Origin of the sequence: Aeromonas sp. R2-1, from assembly GCF_040908425.1 — a bacterium.
Lineage (GTDB): Bacteria > Pseudomonadota > Gammaproteobacteria > Enterobacterales > Aeromonadaceae > Aeromonas > Aeromonas caviae.
The window spans coordinates 1-14,740 of the sequence record NZ_JBFODR010000034.1; the positions used below are offsets into that span (position 1 = coordinate 1).

Annotated in this window: 10 protein-coding genes and 8 tRNA genes; 2 read left to right on the top strand and 16 right to left on the bottom strand. The window is 61.2% G+C overall.

Going from position 1 to position 14,740, the window contains the following annotated elements; translation table 11 throughout:
• Window positions 1–18: 18 nt before the first annotated feature.
• Together AB5Y80_RS12315 and AB5Y80_RS12320 are read right to left on the bottom strand one after the other, a co-directional pair.
• Window positions 19–1,172, bottom strand: a protein-coding gene (locus tag AB5Y80_RS12315; protein ID WP_139739419.1) for an IS3-like element ISAeca4 family transposase whose coding sequence is annotated in 2 segments (ribosomal slippage) — window positions 19–935 and window positions 935–1,172 — 1,155 coding nt in all. Because the reading frame shifts where the segments join, the coding sequence is not laid out codon by codon here.
• A 322-nt stretch (window positions 1,173–1,494) separates the two neighbouring features.
• Window positions 1,495–2,121: an HAD family phosphatase gene (locus AB5Y80_RS12320; protein WP_167824747.1), complete on the bottom strand. Its 627-nt coding sequence runs from the start codon at window positions 2,119–2,121 to the stop codon at window positions 1,495–1,497.
• A gap of 163 nt (window positions 2,122–2,284) precedes the next feature.
• On the opposite strand from AB5Y80_RS12320, the gene AB5Y80_RS12325 reads away from it, so the two are divergent.
• Window positions 2,285–3,649, top strand: coding sequence for an MDR family MFS transporter (locus AB5Y80_RS12325; RefSeq protein WP_368172997.1), 1,365 nt, complete (start codon window positions 2,285–2,287; stop codon window positions 3,647–3,649).
• A 79-nt stretch (window positions 3,650–3,728) separates the two neighbouring features.
• Here AB5Y80_RS12325 and nifJ read toward each other — a convergent pair whose 3' ends face one another.
• The 4 genes from nifJ to yqfB form a co-directional block, all read right to left on the bottom strand.
• Window positions 3,729–7,274 carry a pyruvate:ferredoxin (flavodoxin) oxidoreductase gene (gene nifJ, locus AB5Y80_RS12330; RefSeq protein ID WP_368172998.1) on the bottom strand — a complete coding sequence of 1,182 codons (3,546 nt, stop codon included), beginning with the start codon at window positions 7,272–7,274 and terminating at the stop codon, window positions 3,729–3,731.
• 242 nt (window positions 7,275–7,516) lie between these two features.
• Window positions 7,517–7,876: a DUF1622 domain-containing protein gene (locus AB5Y80_RS12335; RefSeq protein ID WP_111736082.1), complete on the bottom strand. Its 360-nt coding sequence runs from the start codon at window positions 7,874–7,876 to the stop codon at window positions 7,517–7,519.
• A gap of 61 nt (window positions 7,877–7,937) precedes the next feature.
• Window positions 7,938–8,858, bottom strand: coding sequence for an alpha/beta hydrolase (locus tag AB5Y80_RS12340; protein WP_368172999.1), 921 nt, complete (start codon window positions 8,856–8,858; stop codon window positions 7,938–7,940).
• 87 nt (window positions 8,859–8,945) lie between these two features.
• Window positions 8,946–9,278 carry a N(4)-acetylcytidine aminohydrolase gene (gene yqfB / locus AB5Y80_RS12345; RefSeq protein ID WP_042014549.1) on the bottom strand — a complete coding sequence of 111 codons (333 nt, stop codon included), beginning with the start codon at window positions 9,276–9,278 and terminating at the stop codon, window positions 8,946–8,948.
• Window positions 9,279–9,548: 270 nt separating this feature from the next.
• On the opposite strand from yqfB, the gene AB5Y80_RS12350 reads away from it, so the two are divergent.
• Entirely contained in the window at window positions 9,549–11,381 is a 1,833-nt protein-coding gene (locus AB5Y80_RS12350; protein WP_042014550.1) for an SLC13 family permease, read from the top strand.
• 244 nt (window positions 11,382–11,625) lie between these two features.
• On the opposite strand, the gene AB5Y80_RS12355 is transcribed toward AB5Y80_RS12350, so the two are convergent.
• The 10 genes from AB5Y80_RS12355 to pth form a co-directional block, all read right to left on the bottom strand.
• Window positions 11,626–11,709: transfer RNA gene (locus AB5Y80_RS12355), tRNA-Leu, on the bottom strand.
• A gap of 8 nt (window positions 11,710–11,717) precedes the next feature.
• Window positions 11,718–11,794 (bottom strand) — tRNA-Met (locus AB5Y80_RS12360).
• Between the two features lie 36 nt (window positions 11,795–11,830).
• Window positions 11,831–11,905, bottom strand: a tRNA-Gln gene (locus tag AB5Y80_RS12365).
• A 46-nt stretch (window positions 11,906–11,951) separates the two neighbouring features.
• A tRNA-Met gene (locus AB5Y80_RS12370) sits at window positions 11,952–12,028 on the bottom strand.
• Window positions 12,029–12,067: 39 nt separating this feature from the next.
• Window positions 12,068–12,142: transfer RNA gene (locus AB5Y80_RS12375), tRNA-Gln, on the bottom strand.
• Between the two features lie 41 nt (window positions 12,143–12,183).
• A tRNA-Gln gene (locus AB5Y80_RS12380) sits at window positions 12,184–12,258 on the bottom strand.
• Window positions 12,259–12,300: 42 nt separating this feature from the next.
• Window positions 12,301–12,375 (bottom strand) — tRNA-Gln (locus AB5Y80_RS12385).
• Between the two features lie 8 nt (window positions 12,376–12,383).
• Window positions 12,384–12,460, bottom strand: a tRNA-Met gene (locus AB5Y80_RS12390).
• Between the two features lie 235 nt (window positions 12,461–12,695).
• Window positions 12,696–13,787 carry a redox-regulated ATPase YchF gene (gene ychF / locus AB5Y80_RS12395; protein WP_010673843.1) on the bottom strand — a complete coding sequence of 364 codons (1,092 nt, stop codon included), beginning with the start codon at window positions 13,785–13,787 and terminating at the stop codon, window positions 12,696–12,698.
• Between the two features lie 132 nt (window positions 13,788–13,919).
• On the bottom strand, window positions 13,920–14,516 hold the full coding sequence (gene pth / locus AB5Y80_RS12400) for an aminoacyl-tRNA hydrolase (RefSeq protein WP_041215615.1): 597 nt from the start codon (window positions 14,514–14,516) through the stop codon (window positions 13,920–13,922).
• Window positions 14,517–14,740 lie beyond the last annotated feature (224 nt).

A 14,740-nucleotide genomic window follows, 5' to 3' on the forward strand; every position in this document is an offset into this window, starting at 1 on the left:
TGAATCGCCCCGGCTTCTCTAGACACTTTTGAGCCGTTCGAAATATTGCTTTTCACACTCTACTGGCGATAGCCCATTGTTGAAACTGTGCCGACGCTTGGGGTTGTAAAACATTTCAATGTAATCGAACACATCCTGCCGGGCCTCCTCCCGATCTGCATAGGTTTTACGTCGGATCCGCTCGCGTTTGAGGAGTTGGAAGAAACTCTCCGCCACCGCGTTATCATGGCAATTGCCACGTCTGCTCATGCTGGCCTTGAGCCGGTGCTCCCGCAAAAAATCCTGCCAGTCATAGCTGCTAAACTGGCTCCCTTGGTCAGAATGAACCAGCACTTCCTGCTCGGGTCGCCGTCGCCACACTGCCATCAGTAACGCGCTGATGGCCAACTCTCGGTCGATCCGTGGCCCCATTGACCAACCAATGACTTGTCGTGAAAACAAATCCAATACCGCGGCCAGATAGAGCCAGCCTTCATGGGTTCGAATATAAGTGATGTCCGTTACCCAGACCTTATTTGGCTCAGTCACATCGAACTGGCGTTCAAGATGATTCGGTGCAACCACCGTTGGCCGGCCACCATAATGACCGGGACGGCGACGATAACCGGTTTGTGAACGCAAACCTTCATGACGCATTAATCGCGCCACCCGGTGTTTCCCACAGGTCTCGCCCATCTCTCGCAGGTCATCCCGGATCTTGCGATAGCCATAGACGCCCCCGCTTTCTAGCCAACATTGCTTGATCTGGCCCAGGAGGCGTTGGTCTTCAAGTGCGCGGGCAGATAAAGGCTGGTGCTGCCAGGCGTAATAACCGCTCGGGTGGACATTCATCATCCGACACAGTCGGCGGATGGGATGTGTGGACGCGTGCACCCGGATGAAGGCGTACCTTACCCTGACAGCTTGGCAAAGTACGCGGCGGCCTTTTTTAAGATATCTCGCTCATCGGTGACGCGGCGCAGTTCAGCCTTGAGGCGCCGAATTTCGGCTTGCTGGCTGGAGTCATGCTGTTGCTGCACGGCGGGCTGGCTGTAGCGCCTGATCCAGGCGTAAAGACTGTGGCTGGAAACACCAAGTCGCTCAGCGACCTCTGCCACTGGGTAATGGCGCTCAGTCACCTGCTTGACGGCGGCCAGTTTGAATTCTTCCGTGTAACGTTGCTGCTTGCTCATAACACCTCCTGATTGACCTCAGTTTGAGGCTCTTGAGGTGTCTAGGAAAGTAGGGGCGATTCAACCCACTAATACTGCCAGAAGGATGGGGTATAAGACGTACCTAGATATGACAGTTTAGATGACTGGTATATCATCGCGAAAGCAGGGCCTTAAATAAAATGTCGATTGACCTATATAAAAGTTGTATGGGTTCAATGAGCACAGGTCTAGGTATCATCCGCATCACATGGCCTTGAGAACATCAAGCTAATGATTCGAGATATAGAAGCGCCTCCTTTGTGGAGGCGTTTCTATTGGTGGTCAGGAACGTTTACCCATACTAGCGCGGGTAAAGTGCGCCCTGATCGGCCAGCAAGGTGGTCATGCCGGCGGCCTTGCCCGCCTGAATGCCTATCCGGGTGTCTTCAAACACCAGGCAGTTGGCCGGGTTGGCGCCGAGCTGCTCGGCCACTTTCAGGAAGGTGTCCGGGTGGGGCTTGTGATTGACCACATCATCGGCACTCACCAGCACGGAGATGAAGGCATCGAGCCCGGTCTGACGCAGGATGTGCGCCGCATGTTCCCGGGTTGAGCCGGTGCCTATGCCCATGGGGACCTTGCCGTGGTACTGCCTGACCAGCTCCCACATGGCGGGAAACACCCGGACGTCGTCGATCCGTGCCAGGTAGAGGGCCACCTTGCGCCGGGCAAAGGCTTCCACGTCGATGGTCATCCCGTGCTGCTCTGCCAGCATGGTCACTATCTTGCGGGTGGGGATGCCGCCGTACTCGTTGAGCTGTGCCCGATCAAACGGCAGGCCGAACTCGGCACTGGTGATTTCCCAGGCATCCAGGTGCAGTGGCATGGAGTCCACCAGGGTGCCATCCATGTCGAAGATCAGGGCGTCGTACTCGTCGAATCGGGGCTGTTCACTCTGGTGATGATCGCAGGGGGATGACTGGGGCATGGGGGCGTCCTCTTCGGCAAAGACTCACCCTAGCAGATCCGGCTTGCAGATGTCGCGACCTTCATCATGGTTGGCAGTGGTTTTGACCATCGGCTAATGACATATGAGACAATAATGTGCCTTGCACCCCCTGTGCCGATATCTCACATGAGCGAGCCTGCCTATGTCCCCCAAAACCGTCTTCTCGAGCGTGGCCCTGGTGATCGCCCTGGGCTCACTGGAAAAGAGCATCGTCACCACGCCCTTGCCCATCATAGGGGTTGAGCTGAACGCCGGTGCCGCCCTCACCTGGGTAGTGACCGCCTATCTGCTGGCGGCCACTGCGGCCCTGCCCATCTATGGCAAGTTGAGCGACATGTTCGGCCGGGTACGCATGCTCAACATCGGTATCGGCCTGTTTCTGGCTGGATCAGTGGCCTGCGCCCTGGCCCAGGATCTGCCAACCCTGCTGGCCGCCCGCGTGCTGCAAGGGTTGGGGGGCGGAGGGCTGATCGCGCTCGCCTTTACCGTGATCGCCGACTGTATTCCGCCACGGGAGGTGGGCAAGTATCAGGGGTATATCTCGGCGGTCTATGCGGTCTCCAGCATCGCAGGCCCGCTGCTCGGTGGCTATTTTACCGAGCAGCTCAGCTGGCGCTGGATCTTCTGGATCAATCTGCCGCTCGGCGCTATCGCCCTCTGGCTGGTGAACCGCAATCTGGGTCACCTCAATGTGCGCCGCCACAGCCGCTTCGACTGGAAGGGAGCGGCACTGCTCATCACGGTCACCACCCTCACCCTGTTGCTGCTCTCGCCGGAGGCGGCCTTGCCCGCCGTCTGGCTCGCGGCTGCGCTGGGGGCGGCCTTGTTGCTGCTGATCCTGGTGGAGCGGCGGGCGCACGACCCCATACTGCCAGCCCACCTGGTGCGCCTGCCGGGTTATCTGGTGAGCGTGCTGCTGGCGCTGGCCTCGCAGCTGCTGATGTTTGCCGTGCTGGTCTACCTGCCGTTGCAGATGCAGTGGCAAAAGGGGATGAGTGCCAGTGACAGTGGCGGGATCATGGTGATCTTCATGGTCTGCATCACGGCGGGGGCCTTCTTCGGCGGCAAGCTCATCGGTCGCACCGGTCACTACAAGCGTTTCGTGGTGGCAGGTTTTGCCCTGGCAGCGCTGGCCCTGTGGCAGATCCACTTCGACGTCTGGGCCAGACTGGGACTGGCGTTTGCCGGTATCGGCCTTGGTCTGGTGCTGCCGGCGCTGTCGGTGGTGGTGCAAAATGCCCTGCCGCGGGAAGATCGCGGCATCGGCATGTCCCTGTTCAACTTCGGGCGGGAGCTGGGCGGGGCGGTCGGTGTCGCCATCTGCGCCGTGTTGTTCCATGCCGCCCTGCCAGCAGGCAGCAGCCCCAATCTGGCCAGCCTGAGCCCGGCCGAACTGGTACCCGGTTTCAGCGCCACCTATATCGGCATGGCGCTGATCGCCACCGCCGCCCTGCTGGTCACCTTGCTGGCATTGAAGCGCCACGAGCTGGCCAGCAAGCACGTCTGATAGTTGCTATCGGATACAAAGAGGGCTCCCCGCGGGGAGCCCTCTTTGTTTGGCCGTTAACCGCTCATGTGTGGGCCGTTTACTCCTGCGCTGGCGCCTCCTTGCCGGCGAGCTGGCTCAGCCAGGCGAAGCGACGGTTCGCATCCAGCTCCGCCTCCCGATAGAGCTGGGAGGCGATCTCCGGCAGCTGGCGCTCGAGGCGCTTGAAGCGGGGCTCCTGTTGCAGGGTCTCGGCAAGCGATACGCTGGGGGCCCTGGAATCCAGCGCCAGCGGCGCCTTGCCCTCCTCGCTGCGACGGGGGTCGTAGCGGTAGAGCGGCCAGAAGCCGGTGGCGGTCAGCTGCTTCATCTGCTCGTGGCTCTGGGCCAGATCGTAGCCGTGCTCCTCGCAGGGGCTGTAGGCGATGATGAGGGACGGGCCCGGGTAGGCTTCCGCCTCCTGAATGGCCTTCACCGTCTGGTTCATCTGGGCGCCGAGGGAGATCTGCGCCACATAGACGTGGCCATACATCATGACGCTGGCGCCGAGATCCTTGCGCGCCTTGCGCTTGCCCTGCTCGCCAAACTTGGTGATGGCGCCGAGCGGCGTCGCCTTGGATTGCTGGCCACCGGTGTTGGAGTAGCACTGGGTGTCGAGCACCAGCACGTTGATGTTCTCCCCCAGACTCAGCACGTGATCCAGGCCGCCGAAGCCGATGTCATAGGCCCAGCCATCGCCGCCGATGAGCCAGACCGACTTGTCCACCAGGTGGTCCGCATCCCGGGCCAACTCAGCCGCGCCCGGCTCGGTGCGGCCCTGCAGCAGGCTGCGCAACTGTTCGATATGGGCGCGTTGCTCGGAGACCGGCAGGCTGGCGTCTTGTAGCCCTTGCTGCAGCTCTGCCGGGACGACATCACCCAGACCCGCCATCAGGCGGCGTACCCGGTCGCGATGCTGATCCACGGTGAGCCTGAAGCCCAAGCCAAATTCGGCGTTGTCTTCGAACAAGGAGTTCGCCCAGGCCGGGCCACGGCCCTCGGCGTTGGTGGTGTAGGGGGTGGTGGGCAGGTTGCCGCCATAAATCGACGAGCAACCGGTGGCGTTGGCGATCAGCAGCCTGTCCCCGTAGAGCTGGGTCAGCAGCTTGATGTAGGGGGTTTCACCACAGCCTGAGCAAGCGCCGGAGTATTCGAACAGCGGCGAGATGAGCTGGGAGGTGCGAATGTCGATGCGCTCCAACTGCTCAGCCGTGCGCTCAGGCAGGTCCAGGAAGAAGTCGTAGTTCGCCTTCTGGGCATCGAGGTGGTCGAGCCTGGACTCCATGTTGATCGCCTTGCGGCTCGGATCGGTGCGATCCTTGGCCGGGCACACCTCGACGCAGAGGTTGCAGCCGGTGCAATCCTCAGGCGCCACCTGCAGCACATATTGCTGACCGCGCATATCGCGGGCCTTCACATCCAGCGCGTCCAGGGTCGCGGGGGCATCGGCCAGCGCGTCCTTGTCCACCACCTTGGCGCGGATGGCCGAGTGCGGGCAGGCCGCTACGCAGTAGTTGCACTGGGTGCACAAGTCCGCCTGCCAGATTGGCACCTCCTTGGCGATGTTGCGTTTCTCCCAGCGGGTGGTGCCCACAGGCCAGGTGCCGTCCGGCGGGAAGGCCGAGACCGGCAGGCTGTCGCCGAGCCCCGCCAGCATGGCGGCGGTGACGGTCTGCACGAAGTCGGGGGCTTTGGCCGACACCACGGGGGGGCGCTGGTGGCTGGATGGGTCAAGTGCCTGCAGCGGCACTGGGGTGAGAGCCTCGCAGGTGGCGGCCAGTGCCTGCCAGTTGCGCTCGACCAGCTCGGCGCTCTTGTTGCCATAGCTCGATGCGATGGCCTGCTTGAGCAACTCGGTGGCCTCTGTCGGCGGTATGATGGCGGTCAGCTGGAAGAAGGCCATCTGCATCACGGTATTGATGCGGTTGCCGAGCTGGCATTCCCGGGCAATCCTAGCGGCGTTGATGGTGTAGAGGCGGGCGCGTTTCTTGCGCAACACCTGTTGCACCTCTTGCGGCAGTCGCTGCCAGAGCTGTTCGGCGTCGTAGGGGCTGTTGAGCAGGAAGATCCCGTCTGGCCTCAGCCGCTCCGCCATCTGGTACATGTCGATGAACTGCCACTGGTGGCAGCCGATGAAGTCCGCCTCGTCCACCAGGTAGGCCGATTGCACCGGCCGTTCATTCACCCTCAGGTGGGAGACGGTGAGGCCCCCCGCCTTCTTGGAGTCGTAGACGAAGTAGCCCTGGGGATAGAGCGGGGTGTGATTGCCGAGGATCTTGATGCTGTTCTTGGCCGCTGAGACGGTGCCGTCGCTGCCAAGGCCGTAGAAGAGCGCCTCCAGCTTGTGCTGGTTGCCAAGGCCGGGGCTCGGATAATCGAGTTTCGGCAGGGGCAGGGAGAGGCCGGTGACGTCGTCGAAGATGCCGACGGTGAAGCGCGGCCTCGGGTTGTCCAGTGCCAGCTCATCGAAGATGGCCTGCACGCAGGCCGGATTGAACTCCTTGGAGGAGAGGCCGTAGCGACCGCCGATGACCCGCGGCAGGCTGGCACGCTCGCCCCGGCTGACCGCCTCGGCCAGCGCGCTCATCACATCCAGATAGAGCGGCTCGGCCTGGGCGCCCGGCTCCTTGGTGCGATCCAGCACCGCAATCTTGCGGGCGCTCTCGGGAATGACAGCCAGCAGGTGGGAGGCTGAGAAGGGGCGGTAGAGGCGTACCTTCACCAGCCCCACCTTCTCCCCTTGCTCGATCAGACGCGCTATCACCTCCTCACAGGTGCCGATGGCGGAACCCATCAGCACCAGCACCCGCTCGGCTTCTGGATGACCCAGGTATTCGAACGGCTGGTAGTGGCGCCCGGTCTGTTCGCCGAAGGCTTGCATCGCCTCGCTCACGTGACGATAAGCGTCGTCATACCAGGGGTTGGTGGCCTCCCGGCACTGGAAATAGGTGTCCGGGTTGGCGGCGATGCCGCGCACGACGGGGTGATCCGGGCTCAGGGCGCGCTCGCGGTGGGCACGGATGGCGGCTTCCGGCAGCAGGGCACGCAGGGTGTCGTCCGCCAGCGGCACTATCTTGGCTATCTCGTGGGAGGTGCGAAAGCCGTCGAAGAAGTGGATGAAGGGCAGCCGGCTGTTGAGGCTGGCCACCTGGGCGATCAGGGCAAAATCCTGCGCCTCCTGCACGTTGCTGGCACAGAGCATGGCGCAGCCGGTCTGGCGCACCGCCATCACGTCCGAGTGATCGCCAAAAATCGACAGGGCATGGGTCGCCACGGTACGCGCCGCCACGTGGAGTACGAAGGGAACGAGCTGACCCGCCAACTTGTAGAGGTTGGGGATCATCAGCAGCAGGCCCTGGGACGAGGTAAAGGAGGTCGCCAGTGCGCCGGTCTGCAAGGCGCCGTGGACGGTGGCGATGGCCCCGCCCTCCGACTGCATCTCGACCACGCGAGGCACGTCGCCCCACAGGTTCAGGCCCCGATCGCTCGACCAGGCCGACGCCTGCTCCGCCATGCTGGAACTGGGGGTGATGGGGTAGATGGCGATGACTTCGCTGGTGCGGTAGGCCACTGAGGCGACCGCGTTATTACCGTCTGTGGTGATCATGCATTGTCCACTTGCTATGCCAGTGTAAAGGCCGGCGACAGGGGGCCGGCCATGGATAGGTCACAAACATAGTAAGAGGGGGTGTTACTTGCATCAAACGGGATAAATAATCAGCGTGGATTCGATTATTTACTCATTTATTTTCAATCTGTTACGGTCATTTATTTATCATTGAACGACATGGGCCTGGCAGTGTTCCCATGTCGCGGCTCATGTAATCCACCCGGGGTTGTGGCTCAGGCTTATGTCTGTTTTTCCTGCTGGCGCTCGGCCTGGGCATCGAGCTCCTTGCCGAGGAAGTAGTTCAGGAAGGTGCGGATGACCGCGATGATGGCGAGGCGCACCAGCTCCTCCTTGCTCGGTGCCACCGTGGTGGCCAGGATGTCGGCGGCGAGCTGGAACTCCAGCGCCAGGATAAGCCAGCTGCCGAAGCAGAGGCGGATACGGGGAAAGCCGGGCTCGTGATCCCGCACTCTGGCCGCCAGCCAGAGGGTCTTGCCAAGGCCGATGACCACGCAGGCGATGGAGATGATCTCCAGCAGCAGCTGGAACAGCTCCACCCCGTGCATCATGCCCTCTTTCAGGCTCGCTATCTCGAACACGCGGGTTACCTCCCTGATTCAAAAGAGACACTTTTAACACGGCTTGGGGGCCGGTTCCAACTCAGAGTCTTCTGAGCATCATGGCTATCTGGTCGATGAGCTGACGAGCGGCAGGGCTGATGGCCGCCAGTTGGAAGTAGCCGTGGATGACGCCATGCTGCCGCTGGCAAGTGGCATCGACGCCAGCCTGCACCAGCTTGCCATACAGGGCTTCCCCTTCGTCGCGCAGCGGATCATATTCCGCCGTGACGATATGGGTCGGCGGTAATCCTGACAGGGCGGGATGGTGGAGCGGGCTGGCTTCGGGATGGCTGGGGGGCAGGCTGCCAAGGTAGGCGTGAAAACCGCTTGCGAGCATGTCCCGGGTGATGAGGTAGTCGTCACCGAGATCGCGGTAGCTTTGGCTCTCGCAGAGGGCATCCAGCATGGGATAGAGAAGCAGCAGGGCCTTGGGCAAGGGGGCGTTGGCAGCCTTGAGCCGCAAGGTGGTGATCAGGGCGAGATGACCCCCTGCGCTGTCGCCGGCAATGGCGAGACGTGCCGGATCCCCATGCCATTTCTCCACCTCGGCCATGATGGCCCGTGTGGCGGCCAGCGCATCGTCGTGAGCCGCAGGATAGGTGTGTTCCGGGGCGAGGCGGGTATGTACGGCGAAGATCAGGGCACTGGCCCGGTTGCACAGCATCCGCATCTGGCGATCATGGGTCTCGAAATCCCCGCTGACAAAACAGCCGCCGTGAAAATAGATCAGCACCGGATACGCGGGGTCCGGTTTGTCTGCGGGCCGATAGCAGCGGATGGCGTGGAGATCGGCCTGCCACTCTTCAATGGCGCCCACCTCTTCCCGCTCACCGCCCAACAGGGCAGAGGCTAGGTAGCCGTCACGGCGCGCCTGCCAGCTCAGCTGGCTCGCCTTGGGACGACCTGCGGCGATGAAGTCTGCCACCATGGCTGCGATGGCCGGTTCGAGTTGTTTTTTCATAAGACACCAATGACTGTATATAAAAACAGTCATTGTGCGCTTTTGGCCTGTGAGCGCAACCGGCGTTAGCTGAGGCAGCTCACAAAATCAGGCTTCAATCAGCACGAATTCAATCACATAGAGGGGCGGCAGTGCGGGGTAGATATCGCGGATCACATCTTTAAGCTCGGGGAGGGTCATGTTCTCCTGACGGGCGTGCTCGTCGCTCAGCGCCTCAAAGGCGACCGCCTTGACCGAGATGACTTCAATGGTGCCAAAAGGCTGGTGTTCCGGGTTGGTGAACAGGGCCAGGCGCTGGCCGGGCCGCCAGTTAGCCTCGCTCTCGTCGCGGATGGTGATGGTCTTTCGGCCAGCCTGGATGTCGGCGACAAAGCGGCTGAAGAAGGTGAATGCCGGGTAGGCCGGGGTGTGCTGGGTCATGTCGTCTCCGAAGGGCAAGGGGTGAGAGGGCGGCTCAGGCCGCGGCGGGCCCATTTTAGGAGGGGCGGGGGGAGCGTGCAGCACTTTTTACCCCGACATGTGAAGGGCGACCGTCTGCGTTCACGGACCGGTAAAATGGCCGCAACTGAACCTGAATGTGAGATGATGCGGTCTCCTCTTTCTTGATATGTAACAAATCAGGGGGACGGGCTCTGTGGTCTGATGGCGTCCGAGGCCGGCCGTGGTTGACGTTGAACAAAAGGAGCAAGTGTGAATTCCGAGTTGATCTGGGTGCTCAGCATGCTGGTGGGAGCCATTCTCCTGTTTATTACCAACAAGGTACGCATGGACGTGGTCGCCTTGTTGATCATCATCCTGTTCGTGTTGAGCGGCACCCTGACCCTGCCGCAGGCGCTGGCAGGATTCAGCGATCCCAACGTCATTCTGATTGCCGCCCTGTTCGTGGTGGGGGAGGGGCTGGTGCGTACCGGCATCGCCTATCAGGTGGGAGATGCCCTGGTGAAGGTTGCCGGCAGCAGCGAAACCCGCATGCTGGTGCTGCTGATGGTGGCGGTGGCGACCCTGGGGGCCGTGATGAGTTCGACCGGGGTGGTGGCCATCTTCATCCCCGTGGTGCTGAGCGTGGCGAACCGGATGGGGATCCCGGCGGGCAGACTGATGATGCCGCTCGGCTTTGCCGGCCTTATCAGCGGCATGATGACGCTGGTGGCGACGCCGCCCAACATGGTGGTGAACAGTGAACTGATGCGTCACGACATCCAGGGGTTCGGCTTCTTCGGCTTCACCCCCATGGGGGTCATCATTCTGGGGATGGGGATCCTCTACATGCTGCTGATGCGCAACCGTCTGGTGCGTGAAGGGGAAGAGGGCAAGGGCAAGCAGATGGGACGCAGCACCATGCGGGATCTCATCCGTGACTACCGGCTGGCCGGGCGAGCACGCCGACTGGCGATCCGGCCCGATTCCCCCCTGATCGGCCAGACCCTGGACGAGCTGCAATTGCGTGCCCGCTTCGGGGCCAACGTCATCGGGATGGAGCGCTGGCGCAAGTTCAGGCGGGTGATGGTCAGTGTCACCGGGGTGACCGAGTTCCAGGCCAAGGACGTGCTGCTCATCGACATGTCGGATCCCGAGGTGGATGTGCGGGAGTTTTGCAGCGAGGCGCGGCTAGAACCCATGATATTGCGCGGGGAGTATTTCTCCGACCAGGCGCGGGAGGTGGGTATGGCGGAGGTCTCCCTCATCCCCGGCTCCCGGCTGCTCGGCAAGAGCATCCGCGAGGTGACCTTCCGTTCCCGTTACGGTCTGAGCGTGGTGGGGATCCGCCGGGATGGAGAGGCGCTGACCGGCAAGCTGGTGGACGAGGCGCTGCAGATGGGGGATACCCTGCTGGTGGTGGGGAACTGGAGCCTCATTCGTCAGTTGCAGACCCATCATCGCGATTTTCTGCTGCTGGGCCTGCCTGCGGAAGTGGACGAGATGGCGCCGGCCCGCAGCCAGGCCATCCACGCCCTGATTGCCCTCGGGGTCATGATAGTACTGATGGTGACGGATCCCGTGCCCAACGTGATCGCGGCGCTCATCGCCTGCCTGCTGATGGGCAAGTTCCGCTGCATCGATCTGGAGAGTGCCTACAAGTCCATCCACTGGCCGACCCTGATCCTCATCGTGGGCATGCTGCCCTTTGCCCTTGCATTGCAGCAGACCGGCGGGGTGGATCTCATCGTCGGCGCGCTCATCTCGGCAGTGGGGGAGATGGGCCCCAGGGTGATGCTGGCCAGCCTCTTCGTGCTCTGTGCCGTCATCGGGCTCTTCATCTCCAACACGGCGACGGCGGTGCTGATGGCGCCCATCGCGCTGGGTACGGCCCATCAGATGGGGGTGTCGCCTTATCCCTTTGCCATGACCATCGCCATCGCCGCCTCGGCAGCCTTCATGACGCCGGTCTCGTCTCCGGTCAACACCCTGGTGCTGGGCCCGGGCAACTACAAGTTCATGGACTTCGTGCGCATCGGCGTGCCCTTCACCTTGCTGGTGATGGTGGTGAGCGTCATCGCCATCCCCTGGTTCTTCCCGTTCTGACGACAGCAAACGATATGGCGGCCTGCGGGCCGCCTTTTTATTGCCCGCAGCGCTCTGCGAGATGAAAAGGGCGGCATCACGCCGGAGCAGGGCATTGCGCCGTCGCAGAGGAGAACACAAGGCTTAGCCGTTGATACATGAGGTGGCGTTGCAGGCGCGCGATGGCGTGGAGAGGGGGAGAAGAGCGGCAAACGCCGGATACAAAAAAACCAGCCTGAGCTGGTCTGTTTGGTACTGCTTTCGATGGTGCGGAAGGAGAGACTCGAACTCTCACGCCTAGGGCGCCAGAACCTAAATCTGGTGCGTCTACCAATTTCGCCACTTCCGCAAGAATAATGGTGGCTATGACGGGATTCGAACCTGTGACCCCCGCATTATGAGTGCGATGCTCTAACCAACTGAGCTACATAGCCGTCTTGTGCACGACTTGCGTCGAATACAAGCAAAAATGGCTGGGGCACTAGGATTCGAACCTAGGTATGGCGAGATCAAAACCCGCTGCCTTACCGCTTGGCGATGCCCCAACAGTGTTCTTTGCAATCGGATGATTGAAGGAACGTTTTTCAAACATGGTGGCTATGACGGGATTCGAACCTGTGACCCCCGCATTATGAGTGCGATGCTCTAACCAACTGAGCTACATAGCCGTTTGTTGTCAACCACAAACGTGGAAGAGAACATAAAAATGGCTGGGGTACTAGGATTCGAACCTAGGGATGGCGAGATCAAAACCCGCTGCCTTACCGCTTGGCGATACCCCAACAGCGATGCCCGACAGAGACTGTCAAACATCATTCAAAAATGGCTGGGGTACTAGGATTCGAACCTAGGGATGGCGAGATCAAAACCCGCTGCCTTACCGCTTGGCGATACCCCAACGACGATGCCTGACAGAGACCATCAAACATCATTCAAAAAATGGCTGGGGTACTAGGATTCGAACCTAGGGATGGCGAGATCAAAACCCGCTGCCTTACCGCTTGGCGATACCCCAACTAGAGATGGTGGCTATGACGGGATTCGAACCTGTGACCCCCGCATTATGAGTGCGATGCTCTAACCAACTGAGCTACATAGCCAACCTTGCTTCCAGTGAGTCGTTGCCTCGTCACTGTGCGGCCGGAATTATGCGTATCTGGCTCTGGGGCGTCAACCCTTTTTTTGTTTGAAAAAACGAATTTGGGTGCGTTTGGCGAGTTATTGGCCGCTGTCGTGCAAAAGCCCAACAATCTGGTTTTTTTTACGACATTCGCACCCAGATCGCGCCTCTGGCCAGATAAAAAAGAGGCCAGCAAATGCTGGCCTCTCATGGGGTTAGACGTTGAACAGGAAGTTCATGATATCGCCATCCTTGACGATGTAGTCTTTCCCTTCCGCGCGCATCTTGCCTGCTTCCTTGGCGCCTTGCTCACCCTTGTAGGTGATAAAGTCGTCGAAGGCGATGGTCTGGGCGCGAATAAAGCCTTTTTCGAAGTCGGTGTGGATCTTGCCAGCGGCCTGCGGGGCGGTGGCGCCTACCGGAATGGTCCAGGCGCGCACTTCTTTCACACCGGCGGTGAAGTAGGTCTGCAACTTGAGCAGCTCGTATCCGGAGCGGATCACCCGGTTCAGGCCCGGCTCCTCGATGCCGAGATCCGCCATGAACTCGGCGCGGTCTTCGTCGTCCAGCTCGGCGATGTCCGCCTCGATGGCGCAGCAGACGACCACGACAACGGCGTTCTCGGCGGCGGCTATCTCACGGACCTGATCCAGGTAGGGGTTGTTCTCGAAGCCATCTTCCGCCACGTTGGCGATGTACATGGTGGGTTTGAGGGTCAGGAAGTTGAGGTGGCTGACGGCGTCCAGCTCATCCTTGTCCAGCTTCATGCCGCGGATCATCTGGCCGTTTTCCAGGGCTACCTTGATCTTCTCCAGCACTTCCACTTCCAGCTTGGCATCCTTGTCGCCGCCCTTGGCACGCTTGGACTGGCGATTGATGGCGCGCTCGCAGGCATCCAGGTCGGAGAGGGCCAGCTCGGTGTTGATCACCTCGATGTCGTCGGCCGGGGAGACCTTGCCCGCCACGTGGACGATGTTCTCGTCCTCGAAGCAGCGCACCACGTGACCGATGGCTTCGGTTTCACGGATGTTGGCCAGGAACTGGTTGCCAAGGCCTTCGCCCTTGGAGGCACCGGCCACCAGGCCGGCGATGTCCACGAATTCCATGGTGGTCGGCACGACACGCTGCGGATTGATGATGGCCGCCAGCTGGTCGAGGCGGGGATCCGGCATGGGGACCACACCCGTGTTCGGCTCAATGGTGCAGAACGGGAAGTTGGCGGCTTCGATGCCGGCCTTGGTCAGCGCATTGAACAGGGTGGATTTGCCTACATTGGGCAGGCCCACGATACCGCATTTAAAACCCATGGATTGTTACCTTGTTGATGGATGCTTCAAGGGGCCGCGCGGGCGGCCCGTGTCGTGTTGCTTGACCCCGAGGCGAGGGATCTCGCCAGGGGGCCGGTCATCTTGAACTGCCTGGCCATGCAGGCTGAAGGCCTAGACTTTCTCGGCCTTGAAACTGTGCAGGCGATTCATGGCCTTGGTCATGTCCTGCTTGAACAGGATGTCGGTGGCGCGCAGGGATTCGTCCAGCGCGGCCTCGATCAGACTCTGCTCACTGCTGGGCGCCTTGGTCAGCACGAAACCGGCGACCAGCTCCTTGGCGCCCGGATGGCCGATGCCAAGGCGCAGCCGGAAGAAGTTATTGTTGTTGCCCATCCTGGCGATGATGTCCTTGAGGCCGTTATGGCCGCCGTGACCGCCCCCTTGTTTGAACTTGGCGATGCCGGGAGGCAGGTCCAGCTCGTCGTGGGCCACCAGGATCTCTTCCGGGGCGATCTGGTAGAAGCGCGCGAGCGCCGCCACGGCCTTGCCGGAGAGATTCATGTAGGTGTTCGGGATGAGCAGCCGCACATCCTGCCCGTCCACCAGGAAGCGGGCGGTGTGGCCGAAGAACTTGGGCTCTTCGCGCAGGCTGACATTGTGCCAGCGTGCCAGTTGCTCCACATACCAGGCGCCCGCATTGTGGCGGGTCTTGGCATATTCGGGGCCGGGATTACCCAGCCCGACAATCAGTTTGATTTGACTTGTCACGCTTGATGTCTTCACTCGCTACTTGCCATGGGCGGATGACCCGGGGCAATGGGACGCAATATTCTAGCCGCCGAGTGGCGATCACTCAACCAAAGTGCGGCAAGGTCGGGGAAAAGCCGGACAGAAGGGCTCGGGTGGGGTGGCTCGTCCGAGGTTTTCGTCTCTTGCCGAGTGAAGGCTGGCGGTTGGCGCCAGGCACCCAAAAAAACAAAAACCGCCATTCG

Coding starts and splice junctions, on each gene's coding strand:
- AB5Y80_RS12320 (WP_167824747.1), bottom strand. CDS start 2,121: ATGCCCCAGTCATCCCCCTGCGATCATCACCAGAGTGAACAGCCCCGA.
- AB5Y80_RS12325 (WP_368172997.1), top strand. CDS start 2,285: ATGTCCCCCAAAACCGTCTTCTCGAGCGTGGCCCTGGTGATCGCCCTG.
- nifJ (WP_368172998.1), bottom strand. CDS start 7,274: ATGATCACCACAGACGGTAATAACGCGGTCGCCTCAGTGGCCTACCGC.
- AB5Y80_RS12340 (WP_368172999.1), bottom strand. CDS start 8,858: ATGAAAAAACAACTCGAACCGGCCATCGCAGCCATGGTGGCAGACTTC.
- yqfB (WP_042014549.1), bottom strand. CDS start 9,278: ATGACCCAGCACACCCCGGCCTACCCGGCATTCACCTTCTTCAGCCGC.
- ychF (WP_010673843.1), bottom strand. CDS start 13,787: ATGGGTTTTAAATGCGGTATCGTGGGCCTGCCCAATGTAGGCAAATCC.